This is a genomic window from Pedobacter miscanthi (assembly GCF_032678605.1).
GTDB classification, from domain to species: domain Bacteria; phylum Bacteroidota; class Bacteroidia; order Sphingobacteriales; family Sphingobacteriaceae; genus Pedobacter; species Pedobacter miscanthi_A.
Map to the genome: position 1 here is coordinate 40,611 of NZ_JAVTSU010000010.1, position 19,472 is coordinate 60,082.

General features: G+C 39.4%; 19 protein-coding genes. 5 read left to right on the top strand and 14 right to left on the bottom strand.

Translation table 11 applies throughout. From position 1 onward, the window contains the following. Positions 1-5 precede the first annotated feature (5 nt). Positions 6-359: a hypothetical protein gene (locus R2R28_RS15705; RefSeq protein ID WP_316826635.1), complete on the bottom strand. Its 354-nt coding sequence runs from the start codon at positions 357-359 to the stop codon at positions 6-8. A 106-nt stretch (positions 360-465) separates the two neighbouring features. Between R2R28_RS15705 and R2R28_RS15710 the strand changes: the two genes are divergently transcribed. Next, the gene (locus R2R28_RS15710) at positions 466-834 is read left to right on the top strand and encodes a YccF domain-containing protein (RefSeq protein WP_316826636.1); all 369 of its coding nucleotides are present in this window, start codon (positions 466-468) and stop codon (positions 832-834) included. 734 nt (positions 835-1,568) lie between these two features. Here the strand turns inward: R2R28_RS15710 and R2R28_RS15715 are convergent. Further along, entirely contained in the window at positions 1,569-2,543 is a 975-nt protein-coding gene (locus tag R2R28_RS15715) for an App1 family protein (protein WP_316826637.1), read from the bottom strand. A 58-nt stretch (positions 2,544-2,601) separates the two neighbouring features. Here R2R28_RS15715 and R2R28_RS15720 point away from each other — a divergent pair, with 58 nt between their 5' ends. Further along, positions 2,602-3,465: a diacylglycerol/lipid kinase family protein gene (locus R2R28_RS15720; RefSeq protein ID WP_316826638.1), complete on the top strand. Its 864-nt coding sequence runs from the start codon at positions 2,602-2,604 to the stop codon at positions 3,463-3,465. Here R2R28_RS15720 and R2R28_RS15725 read toward each other — a convergent pair. The 5 genes from R2R28_RS15725 to rbfA form a co-directional block, all read right to left on the bottom strand. After that, a complete protein-coding gene (locus R2R28_RS15725) occupies positions 3,462-3,854 on the bottom strand; it encodes a hypothetical protein (protein WP_316826639.1) in 393 nt (130 codons plus the stop codon). The genes R2R28_RS15720 and R2R28_RS15725 overlap by 4 nt on opposite strands. A 6-nt stretch (positions 3,855-3,860) precedes the next feature. Next, on the bottom strand, positions 3,861-4,514 hold the full coding sequence (locus R2R28_RS15730; protein WP_316826640.1) for an energy transducer TonB: 654 nt from the start codon (positions 4,512-4,514) through the stop codon (positions 3,861-3,863). Between the two features lie 349 nt (positions 4,515-4,863). Next, complete coding sequence (locus R2R28_RS15735) at positions 4,864-5,553, bottom strand: peptidoglycan DD-metalloendopeptidase family protein (RefSeq protein WP_316826641.1); 690 nt, start codon at positions 5,551-5,553, stop codon at positions 4,864-4,866. A gap of 6 nt (positions 5,554-5,559) precedes the next feature. Then, positions 5,560-6,189 carry a PAQR family membrane homeostasis protein TrhA gene (gene trhA, locus R2R28_RS15740; protein WP_316826642.1) on the bottom strand — a complete coding sequence of 210 codons (630 nt, stop codon included), beginning with the start codon at positions 6,187-6,189 and terminating at the stop codon, positions 5,560-5,562. A gap of 6 nt (positions 6,190-6,195) precedes the next feature. Next, positions 6,196-6,573 carry a 30S ribosome-binding factor RbfA gene (gene rbfA / locus R2R28_RS15745; RefSeq protein WP_316826643.1) on the bottom strand — a complete coding sequence of 126 codons (378 nt, stop codon included), beginning with the start codon at positions 6,571-6,573 and terminating at the stop codon, positions 6,196-6,198. Between the two features lie 222 nt (positions 6,574-6,795). Here rbfA and R2R28_RS15750 point away from each other — a divergent pair, with 222 nt between their 5' ends. Further along, the gene (locus R2R28_RS15750) at positions 6,796-7,152 is read left to right on the top strand and encodes a four helix bundle protein (protein ID WP_116249127.1); all 357 of its coding nucleotides are present in this window, start codon (positions 6,796-6,798) and stop codon (positions 7,150-7,152) included. Positions 7,153-7,304: 152 nt separating this feature from the next. Here the strand turns inward: R2R28_RS15750 and hflX are convergent, their stop codons facing one another. The 5 genes from hflX to R2R28_RS15775 form a co-directional block, all read right to left on the bottom strand. Next, entirely contained in the window at positions 7,305-8,495 is a 1,191-nt protein-coding gene (gene hflX, locus R2R28_RS15755; RefSeq protein ID WP_316826644.1) for a GTPase HflX, read from the bottom strand. Positions 8,496-8,857: 362 nt separating this feature from the next. Beyond that, the gene (gene trpC, locus R2R28_RS15760) at positions 8,858-9,682 is read right to left on the bottom strand and encodes an indole-3-glycerol phosphate synthase TrpC (RefSeq protein ID WP_316826645.1); all 825 of its coding nucleotides are present in this window, start codon (positions 9,680-9,682) and stop codon (positions 8,858-8,860) included. An 86-nt stretch (positions 9,683-9,768) separates the two neighbouring features. Beyond that, on the bottom strand, positions 9,769-10,356 hold the full coding sequence (locus R2R28_RS15765; protein WP_316826646.1) for an aminodeoxychorismate/anthranilate synthase component II: 588 nt from the start codon (positions 10,354-10,356) through the stop codon (positions 9,769-9,771). A 52-nt stretch (positions 10,357-10,408) separates the two neighbouring features. Then, entirely contained in the window at positions 10,409-11,806 is a 1,398-nt protein-coding gene (locus R2R28_RS15770) for an anthranilate synthase component I family protein (RefSeq protein WP_316826647.1), read from the bottom strand. Positions 11,807-12,787: 981 nt separating this feature from the next. Next, positions 12,788-13,231 (bottom strand): cytochrome B, encoded by a 444-nt coding sequence (locus R2R28_RS15775; RefSeq protein WP_316826648.1) that lies wholly within the window; start codon positions 13,229-13,231, stop codon positions 12,788-12,790. Between the two features lie 112 nt (positions 13,232-13,343). Between R2R28_RS15775 and R2R28_RS15780 the strand changes: the two genes are divergently transcribed. Both R2R28_RS15780 and R2R28_RS15785 read left to right on the top strand, forming a co-directional pair. Next, the gene (locus R2R28_RS15780) at positions 13,344-16,364 is read left to right on the top strand and encodes an amidohydrolase family protein (RefSeq protein ID WP_316826649.1); all 3,021 of its coding nucleotides are present in this window, start codon (positions 13,344-13,346) and stop codon (positions 16,362-16,364) included. A gap of 1 nt (position 16,365) precedes the next feature. After that, entirely contained in the window at positions 16,366-17,676 is a 1,311-nt protein-coding gene (locus tag R2R28_RS15785) for an amidohydrolase family protein (RefSeq protein WP_316826650.1), read from the top strand. A 496-nt stretch (positions 17,677-18,172) separates the two neighbouring features. On the opposite strand, the gene R2R28_RS15790 is transcribed toward R2R28_RS15785, so the two are convergent. Together R2R28_RS15790 and R2R28_RS15795 are read right to left on the bottom strand one after the other, a co-directional pair. Then, entirely contained in the window at positions 18,173-18,679 is a 507-nt protein-coding gene (locus R2R28_RS15790) for a hypothetical protein (RefSeq protein ID WP_316826651.1), read from the bottom strand. A 53-nt stretch (positions 18,680-18,732) separates the two neighbouring features. Next, entirely contained in the window at positions 18,733-19,353 is a 621-nt protein-coding gene (locus tag R2R28_RS15795) for a hypothetical protein (RefSeq protein ID WP_316826652.1), read from the bottom strand. Between the last annotated feature and the right edge of the window lie 119 nt (positions 19,354-19,472).

A 19,472-nucleotide genomic window follows, 5' to 3' on the forward strand; every position in this document is an offset into this window, starting at 1 on the left:
AGGTTTTATTTTCTTTTTAATACATAAACAGGCCTGTTGGTATCTTTGTCAATCTGCTCCGTATAAACGCTGAACAATTCGTATCCGTAACTTTTCATCTTGTTTACGCAATCAATTGCCGAATTAAATTCGAGCTTTTTATCATTATCATCTCTGATATACAATTCGCTGTAATCTCCCTTTTTTTGTCCGTATTCCAATACTATCCATTGTTTATTGGCTAACAGACTTTTTTCTGCCCGTACCTGAATATAATCTACATGGATGTCGGTCAGTTTCATTCCGTTTACATTTTGAGCTTTGGCATTAGATAGCCCAAAGCAAGTAGCGATTGCTACTGCAAGAATTAATTTTTTCATGTTGTGTTTCTTTTGTGTGTAATTCTAAATTACGAAGAATACATGATGATACGTATATCAACTGTAACAAAAAGCAAATTTTGAAATCTTAACCCAAACAAATACAATGAACTTTTTAGGCAACCTCATCTGGATTATTTTTGGCGGCATCTTTATTTTTTTCGAATACATTATCGGAGGTTTAATCCTTTGCCTCACCATTGTAGGTATTCCTTTTGGTATCCAGTGTTTTAAATTCGCCATTGTTGGCCTGGCACCATTTGGTGTTAAAATAACCGATACTTCATCAAATACAGGTTGTCTTTCTACCATTATGAACTTAATCTGGATTTGCTGTGGTGGTTTCTGGATTGCTTTAACCCATTTATTTTTTGGTATTCTACTTTGCATTACCATTGTGGGTATTCCATTCGGCCGCCAGCATTTTAAGTTAATGAATCTGGCTTTTACGCCTTTCGGAAAATCGATTTCATGAGTTCCGTCATTTCGATCGCGGTGGAGAAATCTGTAAACATTTTTTTCCCCAATCCATATTTGGTGGTTTACTAAACCGAGAAAACAAGCAATAGTTTTTTTTGAAAAGCAGGGTTCTGTGTTTATCGGATCCGAAAGTCCCGCCATACGCTGTAGCCCTCATAAAAAATTCGGGGCTATCGCTCCTGTCGGGTTTATTAAACTGTGGCCTGCTCCTATAAGCAAAAAACTTTTGTACTTAGCCCCGAATGAATAGATCCCGGCAAAGTCCTATCGTGTGGACACATCTTTTTTAAATTTTTGCGGCGTTATGCTAGCTTGCTTCGAAATAACACAGCCCTAACTGAAGAACTCCGTCAATCCCAAGTGGCGGAAGGATCAAAAAAACAGTTGCACAATAAAACAACTTGCGCTACCAAACCTGAAACGCAGTGGTTTTGTGAAAATATCACTCATTGAGCAGAAACGAGCAAAACAATTGCTGATGTTTTTTTTGATGAGCGTAGGATGGTGAGAAGCCACATTGCCGGATTGATAAAGCGCTTTGGGTAATTGGCGCCCCAAAATGCGCAGCATTCTTGAACACCATTAAAAACAACATTAACTGTGAAAAACTACCTTGCCCCCCGCGGCATAGAGCGGGAAAAGAATCTTTATAATTAATTGTCTCCATACGATAGAACCTTTAAGCGGAACTGCTGAAACTGATGAGCACAGCAATTGCGCTCCAAAAACTTATTGAATCAATCCTATAAATTTAGAATGCTTAATCGCTTCTTCACTATTATTAAATAAACAGGCCCTCACGCCATTATCCTCCACTTTTTTAAGTAATGCCCTGGTTTCTGCCCCTTTCTCTGGCCGAATATTACGGATATATACCGCTTCGATATTTTTAGGATATTTTTCGACTATGGAACTATAAATTTGAGGGTCGTGCTGTGAATTATCTCCAAAAAAGATAAACTTCTGATTAGGAAAAGCATCCAGAATGCGCATAACCCTTAACAGCTTCCCTTCATGACCGGTTTTACCTGTTTTAACCAGATCTTGCCAGCGTTTTAATGTATTTAGCAGAAAAGCTCCCTCGGGCAGTTGGTTAAACCTAAAAGTTTCTATCAGGTAATCGTATAAGTTCCATTCGCTGCTGCTCACATAAAAAAAAGGATTGGGCTGCTGTGCTTCGGTATGCGATAAAGCCAGTTGCTGGTAATGACTGGCCGCAGCTGGAAAGGTTTTACGGGTATGTGGATTTTTAATAAACAATTCCCTCAACCGCCTGCCGATGGTTGCCGAATGCGAAATCATTACGGTATCGTCTACATCAGAGATAAAAGCATACTGCGTAATGTGGGGCACGTAAACCTTACCTTCTCCAGCATTTAAAACAATGCCATCCTCACCAATTGCTTCTACCTTAACATCGTGCCAGCCCGCAGGAACATTTTGTTCGGCCTTCCACTCGAATTTAAAAAAACCATCGCCTTCGGTTTTGTTATAGATGGTTTGACCAAAAAACTGCAAACGAACCTCTACAAAGGCATAAGGTTTTAAAATAAAGAGCTTTAACAGATGTACAATATTTACGAAGATATTATTGCTGTAAACCTGTTGCGATTTTGCTTTATGTTTAAAAACATGACCATAAACAACCAAGTTATGTTCGTGACCATAACCGTGATATACTTTTACACTAACAGATTTATTCATTGATATTAAAACAGAGTTTATTAAAAGTTGTTTGTGAGGTAAACCATAAGGCAACCATATGAAATTACTATTCATCATCAATCCGGGCTCTGGCAGTCACGATATAAATTTAAAGGAAGTAATTTCTGCACATTTTGATGCAAAAAAGACCGAAGTTAATTTATTCGAATTGCCAAAAGATTGTTCTTTAGATAAGATAAAAACAAAAATAAAGGCTTCAAAAGCCGATCGTGTGGTGGCTGTTGGTGGCGATGGAACGTTAAAACTGGTTGCCGAATGTTTATTGAATACCGAAACGCCCATTGGGATTATTCCAGCTGGTTCTGCCAATGGCATGGCAAAAGAACTGGGCATTCCAACCGAGATTGAACAGGCCTTGGCGCTTTTAGAAGAAGGCAGATTGCAGAAAATACACGCGGTTAAACTGAATGATGAAATCTGTATCCATTTATCTGATTTAGGTTTTAATGCTTATCTGGTAAAAAAATTCGATACCCTGCCCGAACGTGGCATGTGGGGTTATGCAAAGGCTACCTGGCATGCCTTATGGAACCATAGGCGAATGGAGGTGCAATTGAAGCTTAAGGAGGAAACCATTACCTCTAAGGCGGCGATGGTGGCCATTGCCAATGCAACCATGTATGGCTCCGGATTAAAGATTAATCCGGACGGGAAATTGGATGATGAACTTTTTGAAGTGATTTTGGTAAAGGATTATTCTTATCTCGAAATATTAAAGATCTGGATCACCAAATTACCTTTTAATCCAAAAAAAATAGAAGTGTTCCAAACGGCAGAAGTAAAAATTTCTTCTAAACACCAGGCGCACTTCCAGGTAGATGGAGAATATATTGGCAGGGTGAATACGGTTGAAGCCAGCATTCTTCCAGCGGCCATTACCGTAATTTTACCAACGGTTTAACGCAAAGCGCCGCGATGGGTTTTGATGGTAAAATACAACCTGAAAAATTCAGCAATGAAACAGATGCGGAATAAAATATCGAACCAGCGATCGCCCAGGTTTAAAATTTCGGGCAGAAAAGTGATAAAACCTATAGAAAATACCCAAACCACTAAACGGAAGGGAAACTGAATGTAATAGGTGATAAAGCCGAATTTTTTGAATAAGATTAAACCTATCGCAGAAATAAATAGCGACACAAATAAAGGCAACAACAAAATCACCTTGGCCTGCGAAAGAACCTGGTCGGGAATTTCGTTTAAATGTGTGATAATCTGCCAAAACTGTTTGGCGAGCAATACAATACTGATGATATCCAATAAGGCAAAAAATCGGGTGGTGTTTTTCATTAATTGTTACTTACAATACTTAGATAAATAATCATCGGCCAGTTTACTGCCCATGTATTTAACAAAAGTAAAATCTTCGCATGCTCCCTGTTTATCGCCCTGTTTTATTTTTTTCAGTCCCATTTTTATCCTGTCGCCCAGATATTCATCATCAATACCAAGCTGGTTCTTAATCCTAATGATCTGAATTTCCTGTCCGGGTTTTGCCTGACCGATGTTCTTATAAAAATTGATTACTGAATTGGTTAAACCTTCTTCTGCCTGATAGCTTCGGATCGCTTCCTGCATATCATCGTTCGATTTTCCTTCGCAATTATACCCTGAAAGTACAAAATTAACCGGAACGATAATTGAAACGGTAGTATCATAACCTGCAGGTACTTGCCATTTACCACTACTCATCCGCACCAAACGTAATGCTTCTTCATCCAGGTCAGATAATATGCCTTTGGTTACTTTCGAAAAATAAACTTTTCCCTGGTCATCGAGTTTAAAACTCACGCTTACCGTGCCCTGAACGCAGTTATCCTTTGAAAACCGTGGATAAACAGTGTTTTCTCTGAGAAAATTGGTAAAACCATTTTTACCCGATTTAAACTGAACCTGGCCCATGGCCAAAGAGCAGCTAAAAAGTAAACAAAGGGTTATCAGGGTTTTCATTGTACTAATTTACGGTTTTAACCGCAGAGAAAGCAAAGTTTTTTGCGAAGTAAGTTGATATTTAACCACAGAGGGCACCGGGTTTTTCACAGAGAGAAAGAGGTTTAATCAGTCAGGCCGTCATCTCGCCTGCTCGCACTCCACTACTATTGACAGAATCAATAAAATACTCGTATTGCGAGGCACGAAGCAATCTTAAAGCGGATACTAATAGCGATCGTTGTAAGATTTATTCCCCGAAAATCGGGGCAGGCTGTCGGCTGAAAAAGCCTTCTCACAATGACTACTTTTTGCGCTTATAGCATTAAAACTCTGTTACCTCTGTGTCTTTTCTCTGTATTCTCTGTGGTTAAAAAGAAAAAGTAGCCTTCAAAATTAAATCCGGATCAGGGCAATTGGCTAAATACTTTTCCCTTTCGCTAAACTTACAAACACCCGGATAATCGCCTTTTAAGCTGCCCATATCTTTTATCAACTGAAAATGAAGGTGTGGTGGCCATGATCCGTTTTCTTCTTTTGCACCCAGTTCTGCAATTTTTGTTCCTGCAGGAATAAACTTACCTTCTTGCAGACCGCTTAATGAGGCTAAACTTAAATGCCCGTATAAGGCATTAAATTTAAAGCCATCTATTTGGTAAGCTAAAATAATGGTTGCGCCATAATCGCCCAGGTTGTTGTTAAAGGCAAAGCTTTGTACCGTTGCATCGTAAAAATTGTAGATTGGTGTTCCTGCCGGCCCCCAAACATCTACGCCTAAATGTAACCTTCGGGGTTCTTCTCCGGCATCAAAATGTGTACTTCTCGAATAAATGGTGCGATGTTCATTATATCCACCAATTCCGTAACGGGCGTTGTTTTTAGCCAGCTTTTCATTAACCCAATCGGAGAACAGATCGGTATCATCCAAAATTTCATTCGTTAATTCCGTATTGGCTGCTGTAAAATCCAAAGGTAAAAGCTGATCCTTTTTTACATCAAAATCAACAACTTTTTTGATCAACGAAATATTTGATTGAATAACCTGATCGAAAGTCTGCATCTGTTTTTATTTAAAAATATAAACGAAGTTATAGATATAGTGCGACAAAGCGCCTCCAATTACAAACAGATGCCACAATTCGTGACTATGCATCCACCTGGACAGCGGTTTATCTTTCGCGTAATAATAAGTTCCGCCGATATAAAAAATGCCACCAAGCAATAACCAGAAAATTGCACCAATGGGTAAAGTACCAAGCATTTTTTGTAGCAAAGGCACAATTAAACAACCCATTAAAATATAAATGGATAACGATATGGCCGTACTTTTTAACCGGTTGAAGATTTTGAGCAGGCAACCGACGATGGCAATGATCCATACGATGGCGAACAAACTCCAGCGCAGCCAGCCGTCAAAAACCAATAAAGCTGTTGGAGTATACGATCCCGCTATCATCAGATAAATGCAGCAATGATCGAATTTCTGCCAGAAACGTACACCATATTCGGTAGCGGGAAAACCATGATACATGGCACTTACACCAAAAAGGATAAAAGTGCCAATGCTATAAATCCAGGCGGCGGTAAATTCGATCGGGGTATTACACTTCTGGAGCAATATATATCCAGCCGGAATTGCAATTAATGCCGGGATAAAATGTGTGAAGAAATTAACGGGTTCCCTTAGCTTCCTCACAAAAATTTATTCGCTGTCTTCTTCTTTTTGCTTCGGCTCTTTTGCAATCTTATCGAAAAGATGATCCATGCGTTCTACGTATTCGTTGGTATCATCAACAAAAAATGTAAGCTCTGGCACCACCCTTACCTGATGGCGAATACGGCTGCCCAGTTTATACCTGATTTCGCCCGAATGAGCGTTAACTGTATTGATAGAAAGCGTGGTGTTATTGGTGTTAAAAAAGCTCAGGTAAACTTTAGCCACCGCCAAATCTGGCGAAACCCGAACACGGGTAATGGTTACCAATGTATTAGGCAAAAATGCAGCACCTTCACGCTGAAAAACCTGTGCTAACTCCTCTTGTAATACTCCTGCAAATTTCTGCTGACGTTTACTTTCCATAATGTTATAATTATCAATTACCAATAATCAATTATCAGACCATGTAGGGCCTAAAATTAAATTGATAAGGTTTTAAAATCATCAATCCAATAGTCAATTATCAGACCATAACTAATCTGCTAATATTAAATGGGAAAGACAATAAAATTTAAAAACGAATTATTAAACTGCTAGCCAGTTGCTAGCCTTTAGTTTTTTTGTAAAAATACTTATATTTAATTAATGAACAACGGAACAAATTTTAATCTTGAAGAAAGAACTTTTCTATTTGCTCAATCTGTTAGGTCATATTGTAAAAAGGTTACACATAGCATTATCAATATTCAAGATATTAAGCAGGTTGTTCGATCTTCTGGCTCCGTTTCTGCAAATTATATCGAAGCCAATGAATCGTTAAGCAAAGCTGATTTTATTTATCGGATAAAAGTCTGCCGAAAAGAAGCTAAAGAAACTAAACTTTGGCTTAACCTGATCGACATTGATGATAAAAAAGAACTGGAACCAACAAAGATAATTCTCGTAAGTGAAGCCAATCAACTCATGTTAATCTTTAATGCAATAATTAAAAAATCGCAATAGCCAGAAACCAATGGCCAAATCACAATAACCAAATTACAATCGAAAAAGACAATTTTGGTTATTTATATACCGATCTTTCTAAGCTCATCGCTACGGTTTGATCATTGAAAATTGGTGATTGATTATTAATCTACCAGGTTTTTTCCTAACGATTAATACAAGAGGTTACTATCATACGGGTATCTCGCTACGTGTGCAGTTTTAACCTTATCGTACAATAATGTTTTAAACTCTTCTAAGTTTTCTTTTTCTGTGGCCGATATAAACAATACAGGCACTTTATCGTGGCTCATCCAGCTTTTCTTAAAGTCTTCTAAAGTAAGCTTCCCATCATCTTCTTCATCTTCAACTTCAGGCGAAACATAAGCATCAATTTTATTAAAAACTAAAATCATGTCTTTATCAATCGCACCAATATCTTTTAAGGTTTCGTTAACGGTGTTGATCTGATCTTCAAAATTGGGATGCGAAACATCAACCACGTGGATCAATAAATCAGCTTCGCGAACTTCATCTAAAGTAGATTTAAAACATTCTACCAAATGGTGAGGCAGCTTGCGAATAAATCCAACGGTATCAGAAAGCAGGAATGGTAAATTCTCGATCACTACTTTACGTACAGTCGTATCTAAAGTTGCAAACAACTTATTCTCTGCAAACACTTCCGATTTAGAAAGCATGTTCATGATGGTAGATTTACCTACATTGGTGTAACCAACCAAAGCGACCCTGATCAGCTGTCCACGGTTTTTACGCTGCGTTTCATTCTGACGGTCGATATTCCTTAAACGCTCTTTTAACAAAGAGATTTTATTTAAAATAATCCTTCTATCGCTTTCAATCTGGGTTTCACCCGGACCGCGCATTCCAATACCACCCTTTTGGCGTTCCAAGTGGGTCCACATACCGGTTAGGCGAGGTAAAACGTATTGTAACTGTGCCAGCTCTACCTGCGTTTTTGCCTGTGCAGTTTGGGCCCTGTTGGCAAAAATATCCAGGATTAAATTACTTCTGTCCAACACTTTCACCCCAAGCTCACGGTCGATATTGCGAAGTTGCGATGGCGATAATTCATCGTCAAAAACAACTACATCAATCTCTTCTGATTTCACATAAGCTTTAATCTCCTCCAACTTGCCAGTACCCACAAAGGTTGCACGCTCTGGTTTTAACATCTTTTGTGTAAAAACCTTTTCCACCTTCCCACCGGCTGTATCAACCAAAAAGGCCAGCTCATCTAAATATTCTTTTGTTTGGGCTTCTTTTTCGCCAGGCGTAACTACTCCGACTAAAATTGCCCGTTCCTGCACAACGGCAGTATCATATGTTTTTTGTTTTCCCATGTAATTGATACAAAGATACGAAATTTGCCAATGTGTAAATCCATTAACAAACCATACGGATGCAATAAAGTTTTTATTTCCCTTTGGAGAAAAGTGATTGTCATCGCTTCTATGGCAATACGACCAAATCAAAACGCTTAGATGTTCTCAGGCGACTTAGGTGGTTAAATATTTTTTTGAAAAACAGGGTTCAGCGTGCTTCGGCGACGAAAGTCCTGCTATCGCTTCAAATCCTCGCTCGTACCTCGCTGTGGGTTTTCCGCTTTATCAGGTTTATTTAACAGAAGACTGAAGTCCTTAGTTTAAAGGTAAAGTGCAGTATAAACCTCGCAGGTTTTAAAAACCTGCGAGGTTTATACTAGTTATATCTGCGCTACAAATTCTTTAATAGCTGTTCCCGGATTATCTGTTTTCATAAAATTCTCGCCGATCAAAAACCCATTAAAGCCTGCAGCTTTTAAATCCTTAATGGTTTGCGGGTTGCTGATCGCGCTTTCTGAAATCTTTAAAAACTCATCAGGGATTTTATTTACCAGATCAAAAGAAGTTTGAATATCAACTGTAAAATCGCCCAGGTTTCTGTTGTTTACCCCAATGGCGTCCAGGTTCGGGCAAATGCTCCGCTCCAGTTCTTCTAAATTATGGACTTCTAAAAGTACATTTAAGCCTAAATCTTTTGCGAATTTCCCGAAATCGTTAATCTGCTGAGGTGTTAAAATTGAAGCAATCAACAGGATGATATCAGCTCCCCAGGCTTTTGCTTCCAGGATCTGGTATTCATCAATCATGAAATCCTTTCTCAAAATCGGAATATTATTTGCCGCTCTGGCGGCCAGAATATCGTCGGTTTTACCGCCAAAGAAATCTACATCAGTTAAAACAGAGAGTGCCGATGCACCTGCTGCGTTATAAGCTTGTGTTACTTCGGCAACATCGGCAATGCCGTTAATTAAACCTTTTGAAGGCGAACGGCGTTTAAATTCGGCAATAATGCCTGTACGATCTTCAGCAAGCAAAAACTCCTTAAAAACGTAAGGTGTTCTGTTAAAATGCGCCGAATTTTCTAAATCGGCTATCGAAACCAAAGCCTTCGCAGCTGCGATTTCTTCTTTTTTACGTAATACGATTTTATCTAATATGTTCGCCCCTAAATCCCCTGAAGGGGACTTTTCCGTTCTTCCGCTCATGCTTTATTATAATTAACCTTAATTTTTTATTTAAAATACTTTTTTGGCTTTCGCTATCTCCCATTTGTTATTCCCCTTTAAGGGGGTTAGGGGGTAGTTAACCAATTCTCCATCATCTGCTTGCCGTATTCGGTAAGTACACTTTCAGGGTGGAACTGTACACCACGTACATCCAAAGTTTCATGTCTTAACGCCATAATCTCACTTTTGTGATCTCTTGCCGTGATTTTTAAACACGATGGAAAGTTCTCTTTACTCACCACCCAACTGTGGTAACGACCAACATTTATGGTTTGCGGACATTCCCAAAACAAAGGCTCATCACCATCTACAACCGTTACGGGCGTGGCGATTCCATGCATTGGCCTGCCCAGGTTGAGTAGCGTACCCCCAAAAACTTCGGCGATGGCCTGCTGACCTAAACATACGCCGAAAATGCTTTTCGTTGGGGCGTAAGTTCTGATTACATCCAGTAACAAACCAGCTTCTTCGGGAATACCGGGCCCTGGTGAAAGCAAAATTTTATCATATTTATCTACATCAGCCAAATCGAACTTATCATTTCTCCAAACTTCAGCCTCATAACCAACTTCGTTAATTAGGTGAACCAAATTGTAGGTAAAACTGTCGTAATTATCGATAACCAAGACGGTTTTTTTGTTTATATCTTCCATTGTATTCTTTATTAATGGATTTTACTCCAAACTAAAAATTCTACACTCCAAACTATATTCCCACTGCCATCTCTACTGCTTTACGCAATGCGGCAATTTTATTATTTACTTCCTGCATTTCGGTTTCCGGCACTGAATCGGCTACAATGCCTGCTCCTGCACGGTAATGCAGTTCGTTATTTTTGCTCATAAAGGTCCTGATCATAATGGCATGGTTAAAATCTTCGTTAAAGCCCATAAAACCTATGGCACCGGCATAGAAATTTCTGCCCAGTTTTTCGTTTTCATCAATCAACTGCATGGCTTTATATTTTGGCGCACCACTTAAAGTACCTGCCGGATAGGTATCTGCAACTACTTTAAAAGCACTTACATTTTCCTGCAGATGTCCGCTTACCTTACTTACCAGGTGGATGAGGTGCGAATAGTATTGTACTTCTTTAAACGATTTCACTTCCACACGGTTACAGTGCCTGCTCAAATCGTTTCTGGCCAGGTCTACCAGCATTACGTGCTCTGCACTTTCTTTAGGATCTTGCTCTAATTTGCGGGCCTGTTCCGCATCTTCAATATCGTTTCCGCTGCGTTTAAAAGTTCCTGCAATCGGGAAGATGTTGGCTGAATTATTTTTAATGGTAATCTGTGCCTCCGGCGACGAACCGAATAATTTGAAGTTTCCGTAATCAAAATAAAACAGGTACGGTGAAGGATTGATGGAACGTAAACAACGGTAAACATTAAATTCATCTCCTGAAAAGGCTTGTTTAAAGGCCCTTGAAGGTACGATCTGAAAAACATCGCCACGGTAAATGTGTTTCTGTAATTTTGATACCAGATCCATAAAACCCTGATCAGTTAAATTCGACGATTCCTGCCCTCTCGTCTGAAACTTATATTCAGGATAATTTTTATTCTGAATCAGGTATTCCATTTTTTCCAATCCGCCCTCTTCTTCTCCTTCGAAAGTATTTTTGAAAAGGGTGATTTCGTTTTTAAAGTGATCGATAGCAATAATATACCGGTACAAGTGGTATTGCATTTCCGGAATCTCCTCTCCTTCCGGGGTTTCGGAAGTAAATTTGATATCCTCAAAATGCTGTACGGCATTCCAGGTAAAGTAACCGAACAAACCGCTTGAAATAAACTTAATTTCAGGCAATTCGGTTTCTTTGAATTTATCCTTAAAATCAGCTATTTCTTCGATCAGGTTTTTACTTTCAGTAATTTCTACTGTTCCATCAGGGAAATAGGTTTCCAACCGTGATTCTTTTAAGATAATACCGGCAACAGGATCGGCACATACGAAACTCATGGAGTTTTCCCTGCTATGGTAATCAGAACTTTCCAACAAGATACTGTTGGGGTACACATCCCTTAAACGTAAATAAATGCTTACTGGCGTAGTGGTATCGGCAAGCATTTTTTTGTAAGTGGTATTTATTTTATACATGATTTTACTATGTTGTCGTCATTGCGAGGCGTGAAGCAATCTTAATGCTATGGGTTGAAAGGCCTGCCATCGTTGTAGGATTGCTTCGTGCCCCGCAATGACGAATTAATTATTTTTTTTTAACAATAAAAAGCCCGGCGTGTGGTTCTACGCCGGGCTTTAATGGTTCTTTAATAAGGTTTAGGTTGATAAACTATATTTTTTTCATACGCAGCCAGCGCAATCCGTTTTCGAATTACTTTGCCAAAGCCATGTATGTATATTGTTGATCATGAGCCACAAAAATATAAAGAATTTTGAAAAATGGAAATATTTATGAAAATAATTGAGCGAACGGTTAATTATTTTGAGAGAATGATAGTTTATAGGCATTGTAATTGTTAACCGCAAAGGTCGCTAAGCGAGGCGCAGAGTAGGCAATAGTTAGTTTTTATATAAAAGGCCGCCATCTCGACCGTAACGCAGTGAAGCGGAGAAATCTATCCCGAGATAGATTTCTCGACTACGTTGCACTTCAGTCGTAATGACGACACCAGAAGAGCTTTACTATAAATGCCGGCTCAGCAATCTCTGCGTAAATCAGCGAAATCTGTGGGAACCTAACTTATTTTGTCATCCTGAGGGATAATTTATCGTATAAAAATCAATATAAATGACAGAGGCGTTTTTGAAGTGATAGACTGCGAAAAACCGTCATTGCGAGAAGGCTTTTTCAGCCGACGAAGCAATCTTTATGGCAAGGAGCACTACCATGAAAGATTGCTTCGTCGTTCCTCCTCGCAATGACGACCATTTTTTTGGGAATCCGTCAATGGTAGCACAGCGAAGGATCTTTTACATACGCTGCTTTAATTAAGGCCTGTGGCTCTTCGCTTTCAGATGCTTCATTGCATTCAGCATGGCAGCAATAAAAAAATCCCGCCCCGAACAGGGCAGGATTTAAATTATCAAGATACCACGAATGGTAGTCAGCTTAACTTATTAAGAAACGCCAAAAAACGATCTTCCCGGTACATCTTTAACCATTAATAGAATGGCAACAACAATCAGAATTAAAGCCAGACTAAAGAAAACAGCGATGGTACGGTGTTTTGCAACAGCATCTGTCACTTTTTTCGATTTTGCATTACCCACTGTAATTAAAATGATGGCAATAATCATCATTGAGGTATGCTCAGCCTTAAAATAACGACCTATAGCATCGCTCATCGGCAATTTTGTTAAGGGGCTTAAAAAATACAGTACCAAACCTATCACTAGCTGAATATGTGCACTGATGAGCGTAAATACATTTAGCTTACGGTTACCTTCTGTGTATTTTTTATTGCCCAACCAGCCCGATAAAGCATTGATTACAGCAATAACCAATAAAATTAATACGATGTAGCGCCATCCGGAGTGCGCAGATTTTAAGATATTGTACATTTTTATCAAATATGTTTAGTCAAAAATAGACATTAATTGTAAAAAATAGGATATTCAGCCAAATGAAGGCTAATTTATATTAGTTTTAAACAAATTAAACCCTAAACTTATTATGAAGAAAATTTTACTCGCCATTGGGCTGGTAATTTCTACTACATTTCTGTTTGCACAGCAAACCACCTTCCCTGTTAATGGCTCTTTTGATATCCGACCAGGAATGTTTGCCTTTACCAATGCAACAATAGTAGTAAATGCCAATCAAACCCTCACAAATGCCACACTTTTAATTAAAGGACAAACCATACAGGGCGTTGGTGCCGGTTTAGCCGTACCGAAAGGTTATGTAGTGATCGATCTTAAAGGAAAATTTGTGTATCCATCATTAATTGATGCCTTTACCAGTTATGGTCTTGCTGAAGCACCTGCACAGCAACGCGGTTTTGGTGGACAGCGCCAATCTATTTTCGTATCGGCAAAAAAAGGTGCTTACGGCTGGAACGAATCGATTAGACCGGAAACTTATGTAAAAAATATCTTTTCTACCGACAGTAAAAAAGCAGATGAACTGCGTAAGGTTGGTTTCGGAAGCGTTAATGTGATCAGCCGCGATGGGATTGCCCGTGGTGTTTCGGCCGCGGTAACTTTAAACGAGGGCGCTGATAATAGTGTGATTTTAAAAGACCAAACCGCAGCAAACTACTCTTTTAATAAAGGAACTTCTTCAAACGATTATCCTACCTCTTTAATGGGTTCGATTGCTTTATTGCGTCAAACGTATTACGATGCACAATGGTATGGCAAACAAAAAGAGGAGTACAATATCTCACTTGATGAATTTGGCAAACAACAAACCATGCCGCAAATTTTTGAGGTAGATGGATGGCAGAACATCCTTCGTGCGGATAAAATCGGCAAAGAGTTTGGCAAAAAATACATCATTAAATCAACTGGTGATGAATACCAGCGCATTAACGAAGTTAAAGCAACGGGTGCAAGTTTGATTATCCCTTTAACTTTCCCAAAAGCTTATGATGTGGAAGATCCTGCAGAGGCAAGAAACGTCAGTTTATCGCAGATGAAAGGCTGGGAACTCGCGCCAACCAATCCAGCCAGTTTGGAAAAAGCAGGAATTAAGTTTGCTTTAACGGCTTTCGGATTAGAAAACAGCCGCGATTTCTGGGCGAATATCCGCACGGCAATAGAAAACGGCCTGACCGAAAAGCAGGCTTTACAATCGGTTACCGAAATCCCTGCATCGCTTTTAGGCATCAGCGATAAAGTAGGTTCACTGGAAAAAGGAAAAGTAGCCAACTTTCTAATCTCATCTGATAACCTGTTCAAAAACGGAAACATCATTTTCGAAAACTGGGTACAGGGCAAACGTTTTGTTGTAAACAAAATGGATGTAAGTGATGTACGCGGCACTTACAATTTAAATGTTGACGGTGTTGGTGCATTAACCTTAAAAATTACCGGTACAGGTGGCGGCTCTACCGCTGCAATTGAAAGAATAGGAACAGACAGCGTAAAAACCACTGCTACTTTTACCCGCAACGGTGATTGGATCAGCATTAATTTTAACTTAAAGAAAAATCCTAAGGGCGATATTCGTTTAAGTGGTTACATTACTTCGGCAAATCCGGTTACCCTAAAAGGCGAATCTGCTTTGGCCGATGGTACCATAGGAAAATTTACTGCAACCTATAAAGAAGCGGTAAAAGAAACACCTAAAAAAGACGAACCTAAAGCTACTTTGGCCATGGGTACGGTAATTTATCCTTTCTCTGCTTTTGGCAGCACCGAATTGCCTAAACAGGAAACGGTATTGATTAAAAATGGTACAGTTTGGACAAACGAAAAAGATGGTATCCTTCAAAATGCCGATGTACTTTTAGAAAACGGAAAAATTAAAGCGGTTGGTAAAAACCTTTCTGCCAGTGGAGCCAAAGTAATCGATGCTACAGGCAAACACATTACTGCCGGTATTATTGATGAACACTCGCACATTGCTGGTGCTGGTGGGATTAATGAAGGTGCACAATCGGTTTCGGCCGAGGTACGTGTGGCTGATATTATCAACTCTGAAGATGTAAACATTTACCGTCAGCTGGCTGGTGGGGTTACCACTTCGCATATTTTACATGGCTCTGCAAACCCAATCGGCGGACAGTCGCAACTGATTAAATTACGTTGGGGGAAATCACCTGAAGAGTTAAAATTTGTTGGAGCCGATGGTTTCATCAAATTTGCACTGGGCGAAAATGTTAAACAGAGTAATTTCGGTACAGGTGCCCGTTTCCCGGTTACGCGTATGGGGGTTGAGCAAACTTTTGTTGATGAATTTACCCGTGCGAAGGAATATGAAAAAGCATTATCGGTAAAAGGAACCAGTGTACGTAAAGACCTTGAATTGGATGCGATTGTAGAAATCCTGAACAACAAACGTTTCATTACCTGCCACTCTTATGTGCAAAGCGAAATCAACATGCTTATCCACGTGGCCGATAGTTTAGGCTTTAAAATCAACACTTTTACACACATTTTAGAAGGCTATAAAGTGGCCGATAAAATGAAAGCACATGGCATTGCAGGTTCAACTTTCTCTGACTGGTGGGCCTATAAAAACGAAGTGGCCGAGGCCATTCCTTACAATGGGAAAATTATGCATAATGTGGGGATTACTACGGCATTCAACTCTGATGATGCCGAAATGGCCCGTCACTTAAACCAGGAAGCCGGAAAATCGGTTTTATACGGTAACGTTCCGGAAGAAGATGCCCTGAAATTTGTAACGCTTAACCCGGCCAAAATGCTTCACATTGATGATAAAGTTGGCAGTTTAAAGGCAGGAAAAGATGCAGATGTGGTAATCTGGACAGCTAACCCGCTTTCTATTTATGCAAGGGCCGAAAAAACCTTTGTTGATGGTGTGGCTTATTGGGATATCGATAAAGATGCGCAGGTAATCAAAGCGCAACAGGTAGAGAAAGCCCGTTTGATCCAAAAAATGTTAGAGAGCAAAAGCAAAGGTGGCCGCATGCAACGCCCAATGGGTGATGCACCGCGTTTATACAATTGCGAAACTTTAGAAAACTATTCAGCAGAATTAACCGAGAAAGAACATGCACGCTAACATGAAAACATATTTATTCAGTCTGGCTTTATCGGCAACAAGCCTGATGTGTTTTGCACAGGCAAACATATCGCCAGCTAAAAAACAAAGTAAAACCATTGCCATTACAGGCGCAACGATACATGTGGGTAATGGAACGGTGATTGAAAATGGCACCATCCTTTTCGGCAACGGGAAAATTATTTCGGTTACGGCCAACGGACAAGTGCCACAGGATGATGTAATGCGCATTGTGGCTACTGGTAAACACATTTATCCGGGTTTTATTGCAGCCACTACCAACCTGGGTTTAACCGAAATTGAAGCCGTAAAAGCCACCCTGGATTTTCAGGAAATAGGTGATTTTAATTCTCACATCCGTTCTATTGTAGCTTATAATACCGATTCGAAAGTTCCGGCAACCTTGCGCAGCAATGGGGTGCTAATGGCACAACCAACGCCACAGGGTGGCACCGTTTCAGGCAGTTCGTCAGTAGTTCAACTTGATGCCTGGAACTGGGAAGATGCAGCCATTAAAACCGATGATGCCATGCACATGACCTGGCCTGTTACACCCCGTTTCAGGGGCGGTTTTGGTGGTTTCGGTCGTCCACAAGCATCGCCGGAAAGCCTGGCTGAAAGAACACAGGCGGCCATTGCACAGTTAACTTCTTTCTTTGCCGAGGCAAAAGCTTACTCAGAAATGGGCAAACCCGAAGTAATCAATACCCGTTTCGAAGCGATGAAAAAGGTATTTGCGGGTAACGAGAAACTATTTATTGCGGCCGATAGTCAGAAGGATATTGTTGTTGCCGTTAACTTCGCTAAAAAATTCGGGATCACTCCGGTAATTACAGGTGCCGATGAAGCTTACCTGGTCATCGATTTCCTGAAAGACAACAACATTACTTTGGTGGTGAAACAACCGCATGCCTTACCGAACAATAATGATGATGATGTAAACATGCCTTATAAAAATGCTGCCGTATTGGCTAATGCAGGTTTAAATGTGGTATTGAGTATTGATGGTTACTGGCAACAGCGCAACCTTCCTTTTATGGCGGGTACAGTTACGGCCTGGGGACTGGATAAAGAAAAAGCTTTATCAACCATTACCTTAAATGCAGCAAAAGCCATGGGTGTTGATAAAACCACGGGCAGCATCGAAACAGGTAAAGATGCTACTTTCTTTATTTCAGCAGGTGATGCTTTGGATATGCGCACCAACAAAGTAGAACAAGCTTTTATTCAGGGCAGGGATATTAATCTTGATAATCTGCACAAACAGTTGGATAAAAAATTCAGCGATAAGTATACCGCTGAGAAGAAGTAGCTTTTTGAATGGTTAATTGTTAAAGCCTAAAATGAATGGCCGATATTAATTTATCGGCCGTTTTTTGTTTTAACAGATTATTCTATTTGTTTGGTGAGCTATAAACATAGATTTTAAATATTGATTCATTGGCTTTTTTGGGCTGGTATTAACGAATGATCACCAAAAATTCCTACGGACCGAAAACGTCAATTATAAAATTGGCTACCTAGGATTTGGCGCGATGTGACGCAAAGTCTTTTATCAATCAAAATCATCCCAATGAGCAATGTTGATTGTAAAGAATGGTCGTCATTCCCGCGCAGGCGGGAATCTTAATGCAACCTGCAATCCCTACTAAGGCATTACGATTGCCAGTCGAGCTGGCAATGACGATTATACGCACCGTCATTAAACCTCCAATGTATTTGCAAAATTCTAGAAAGCCCGTACCGATTTCCGGGAAAGCAATCTTACAGCGATCACTAATGAGATTTTGCGTGCGTCAGCGCATGCTTTAATCAAATCTATTTAGCTCGAGTGCTTCTTTACTAAATTTTAAATAGATAACAGTTAGTTTTATACCTGTTGGATAACGGGAGTAATCCTCCGGTTTTACCCTGATTCTTATTTTCTCGTTTTCTGATGGCCCTGCAAAAGTTAAATATTCTGCATGTTCTGTTTTATCGCGGTTGATCACCATACTAATCAATTTGTTTTTGCCATAGGTTTTATCCTTTTTCCAATTGGCGCTGTCGTAACGCATAACCAACCAGGCCATGCAATAGCAAAAACCATACATCGCAAAACCAGCACATACAAATAAGATATAATCATAGCATTTAAAACCGGCAAAATGATCCCTGATCAAAAAAGCAGTAAATGCCATCAATAGAAATACGCTTCCACCTAATACCATTGGAAGAACCTTTTTAAATCCTTTTTCCTGGGTTTCGATATGCTTTAAATCTTTATCATCCAAAGGAATATTCTCTTGTAAAGAGATTTTTAAATCGTCGATCATAAATTTATTTATCCAGGTGGTGCATTTAATGATATTCTTTTAAAAAGATAGAATTAGTTTGGCACATTTAAAATCGCTGCAGCTGTTAAATCTTTAAAATAAAGCCGATTGCATGTAGCGGTGCTTGTGTTTTTTAACCATTCATCATCCGGATGCCGTTCAGGTAATGAAAGTTTCAGGAAATCTAAAAAATCATAACCTAATCCATCGATAAATGCTACCGGATACAATACTTTACGCCACTTCGATTCATCAAAAAGGTATAAGCTTTGCAGCAGAGATAATGACACGTAGGGTTTTGCATCAAAATATATAATATAGTAATCGTTATCATACTTTCCTGCAATTGAATAACAGGGTTCAGTGTAAAATTCCTCCTTATAACCATGATTTTCAGAAATATTCAGAAATTTCGCACCATTGTTATCGTTTCCCGACTGGATAAAGCGGCCTTGTCCGAAATAAATAAAAATATCTTTTGTTACCACATTTTTAAATATAGTTTTCCCGAGTTCCTGCTGTTTCTCTTTTACCTGCCAATCCCAGTCTTCATCGTTCATCTGTTCAACCTGACTGATGATTTCTTCAACACCTTTTTTGTTTTTTTTCTTTTGAAAATAATATAAGAACCCGGGCACAATTGCAATTATCAGTATGATCCAAACTGTTTCCATTTATTTAAGGTCGCCATGAATTTCCCTAAGGTAAGAAAAGCAACTTTAAAATTTTCCTTTACCAGATATCCTGATTAAACACTTCAGCTAACATTGGCATAACATAAATAGCCCATATT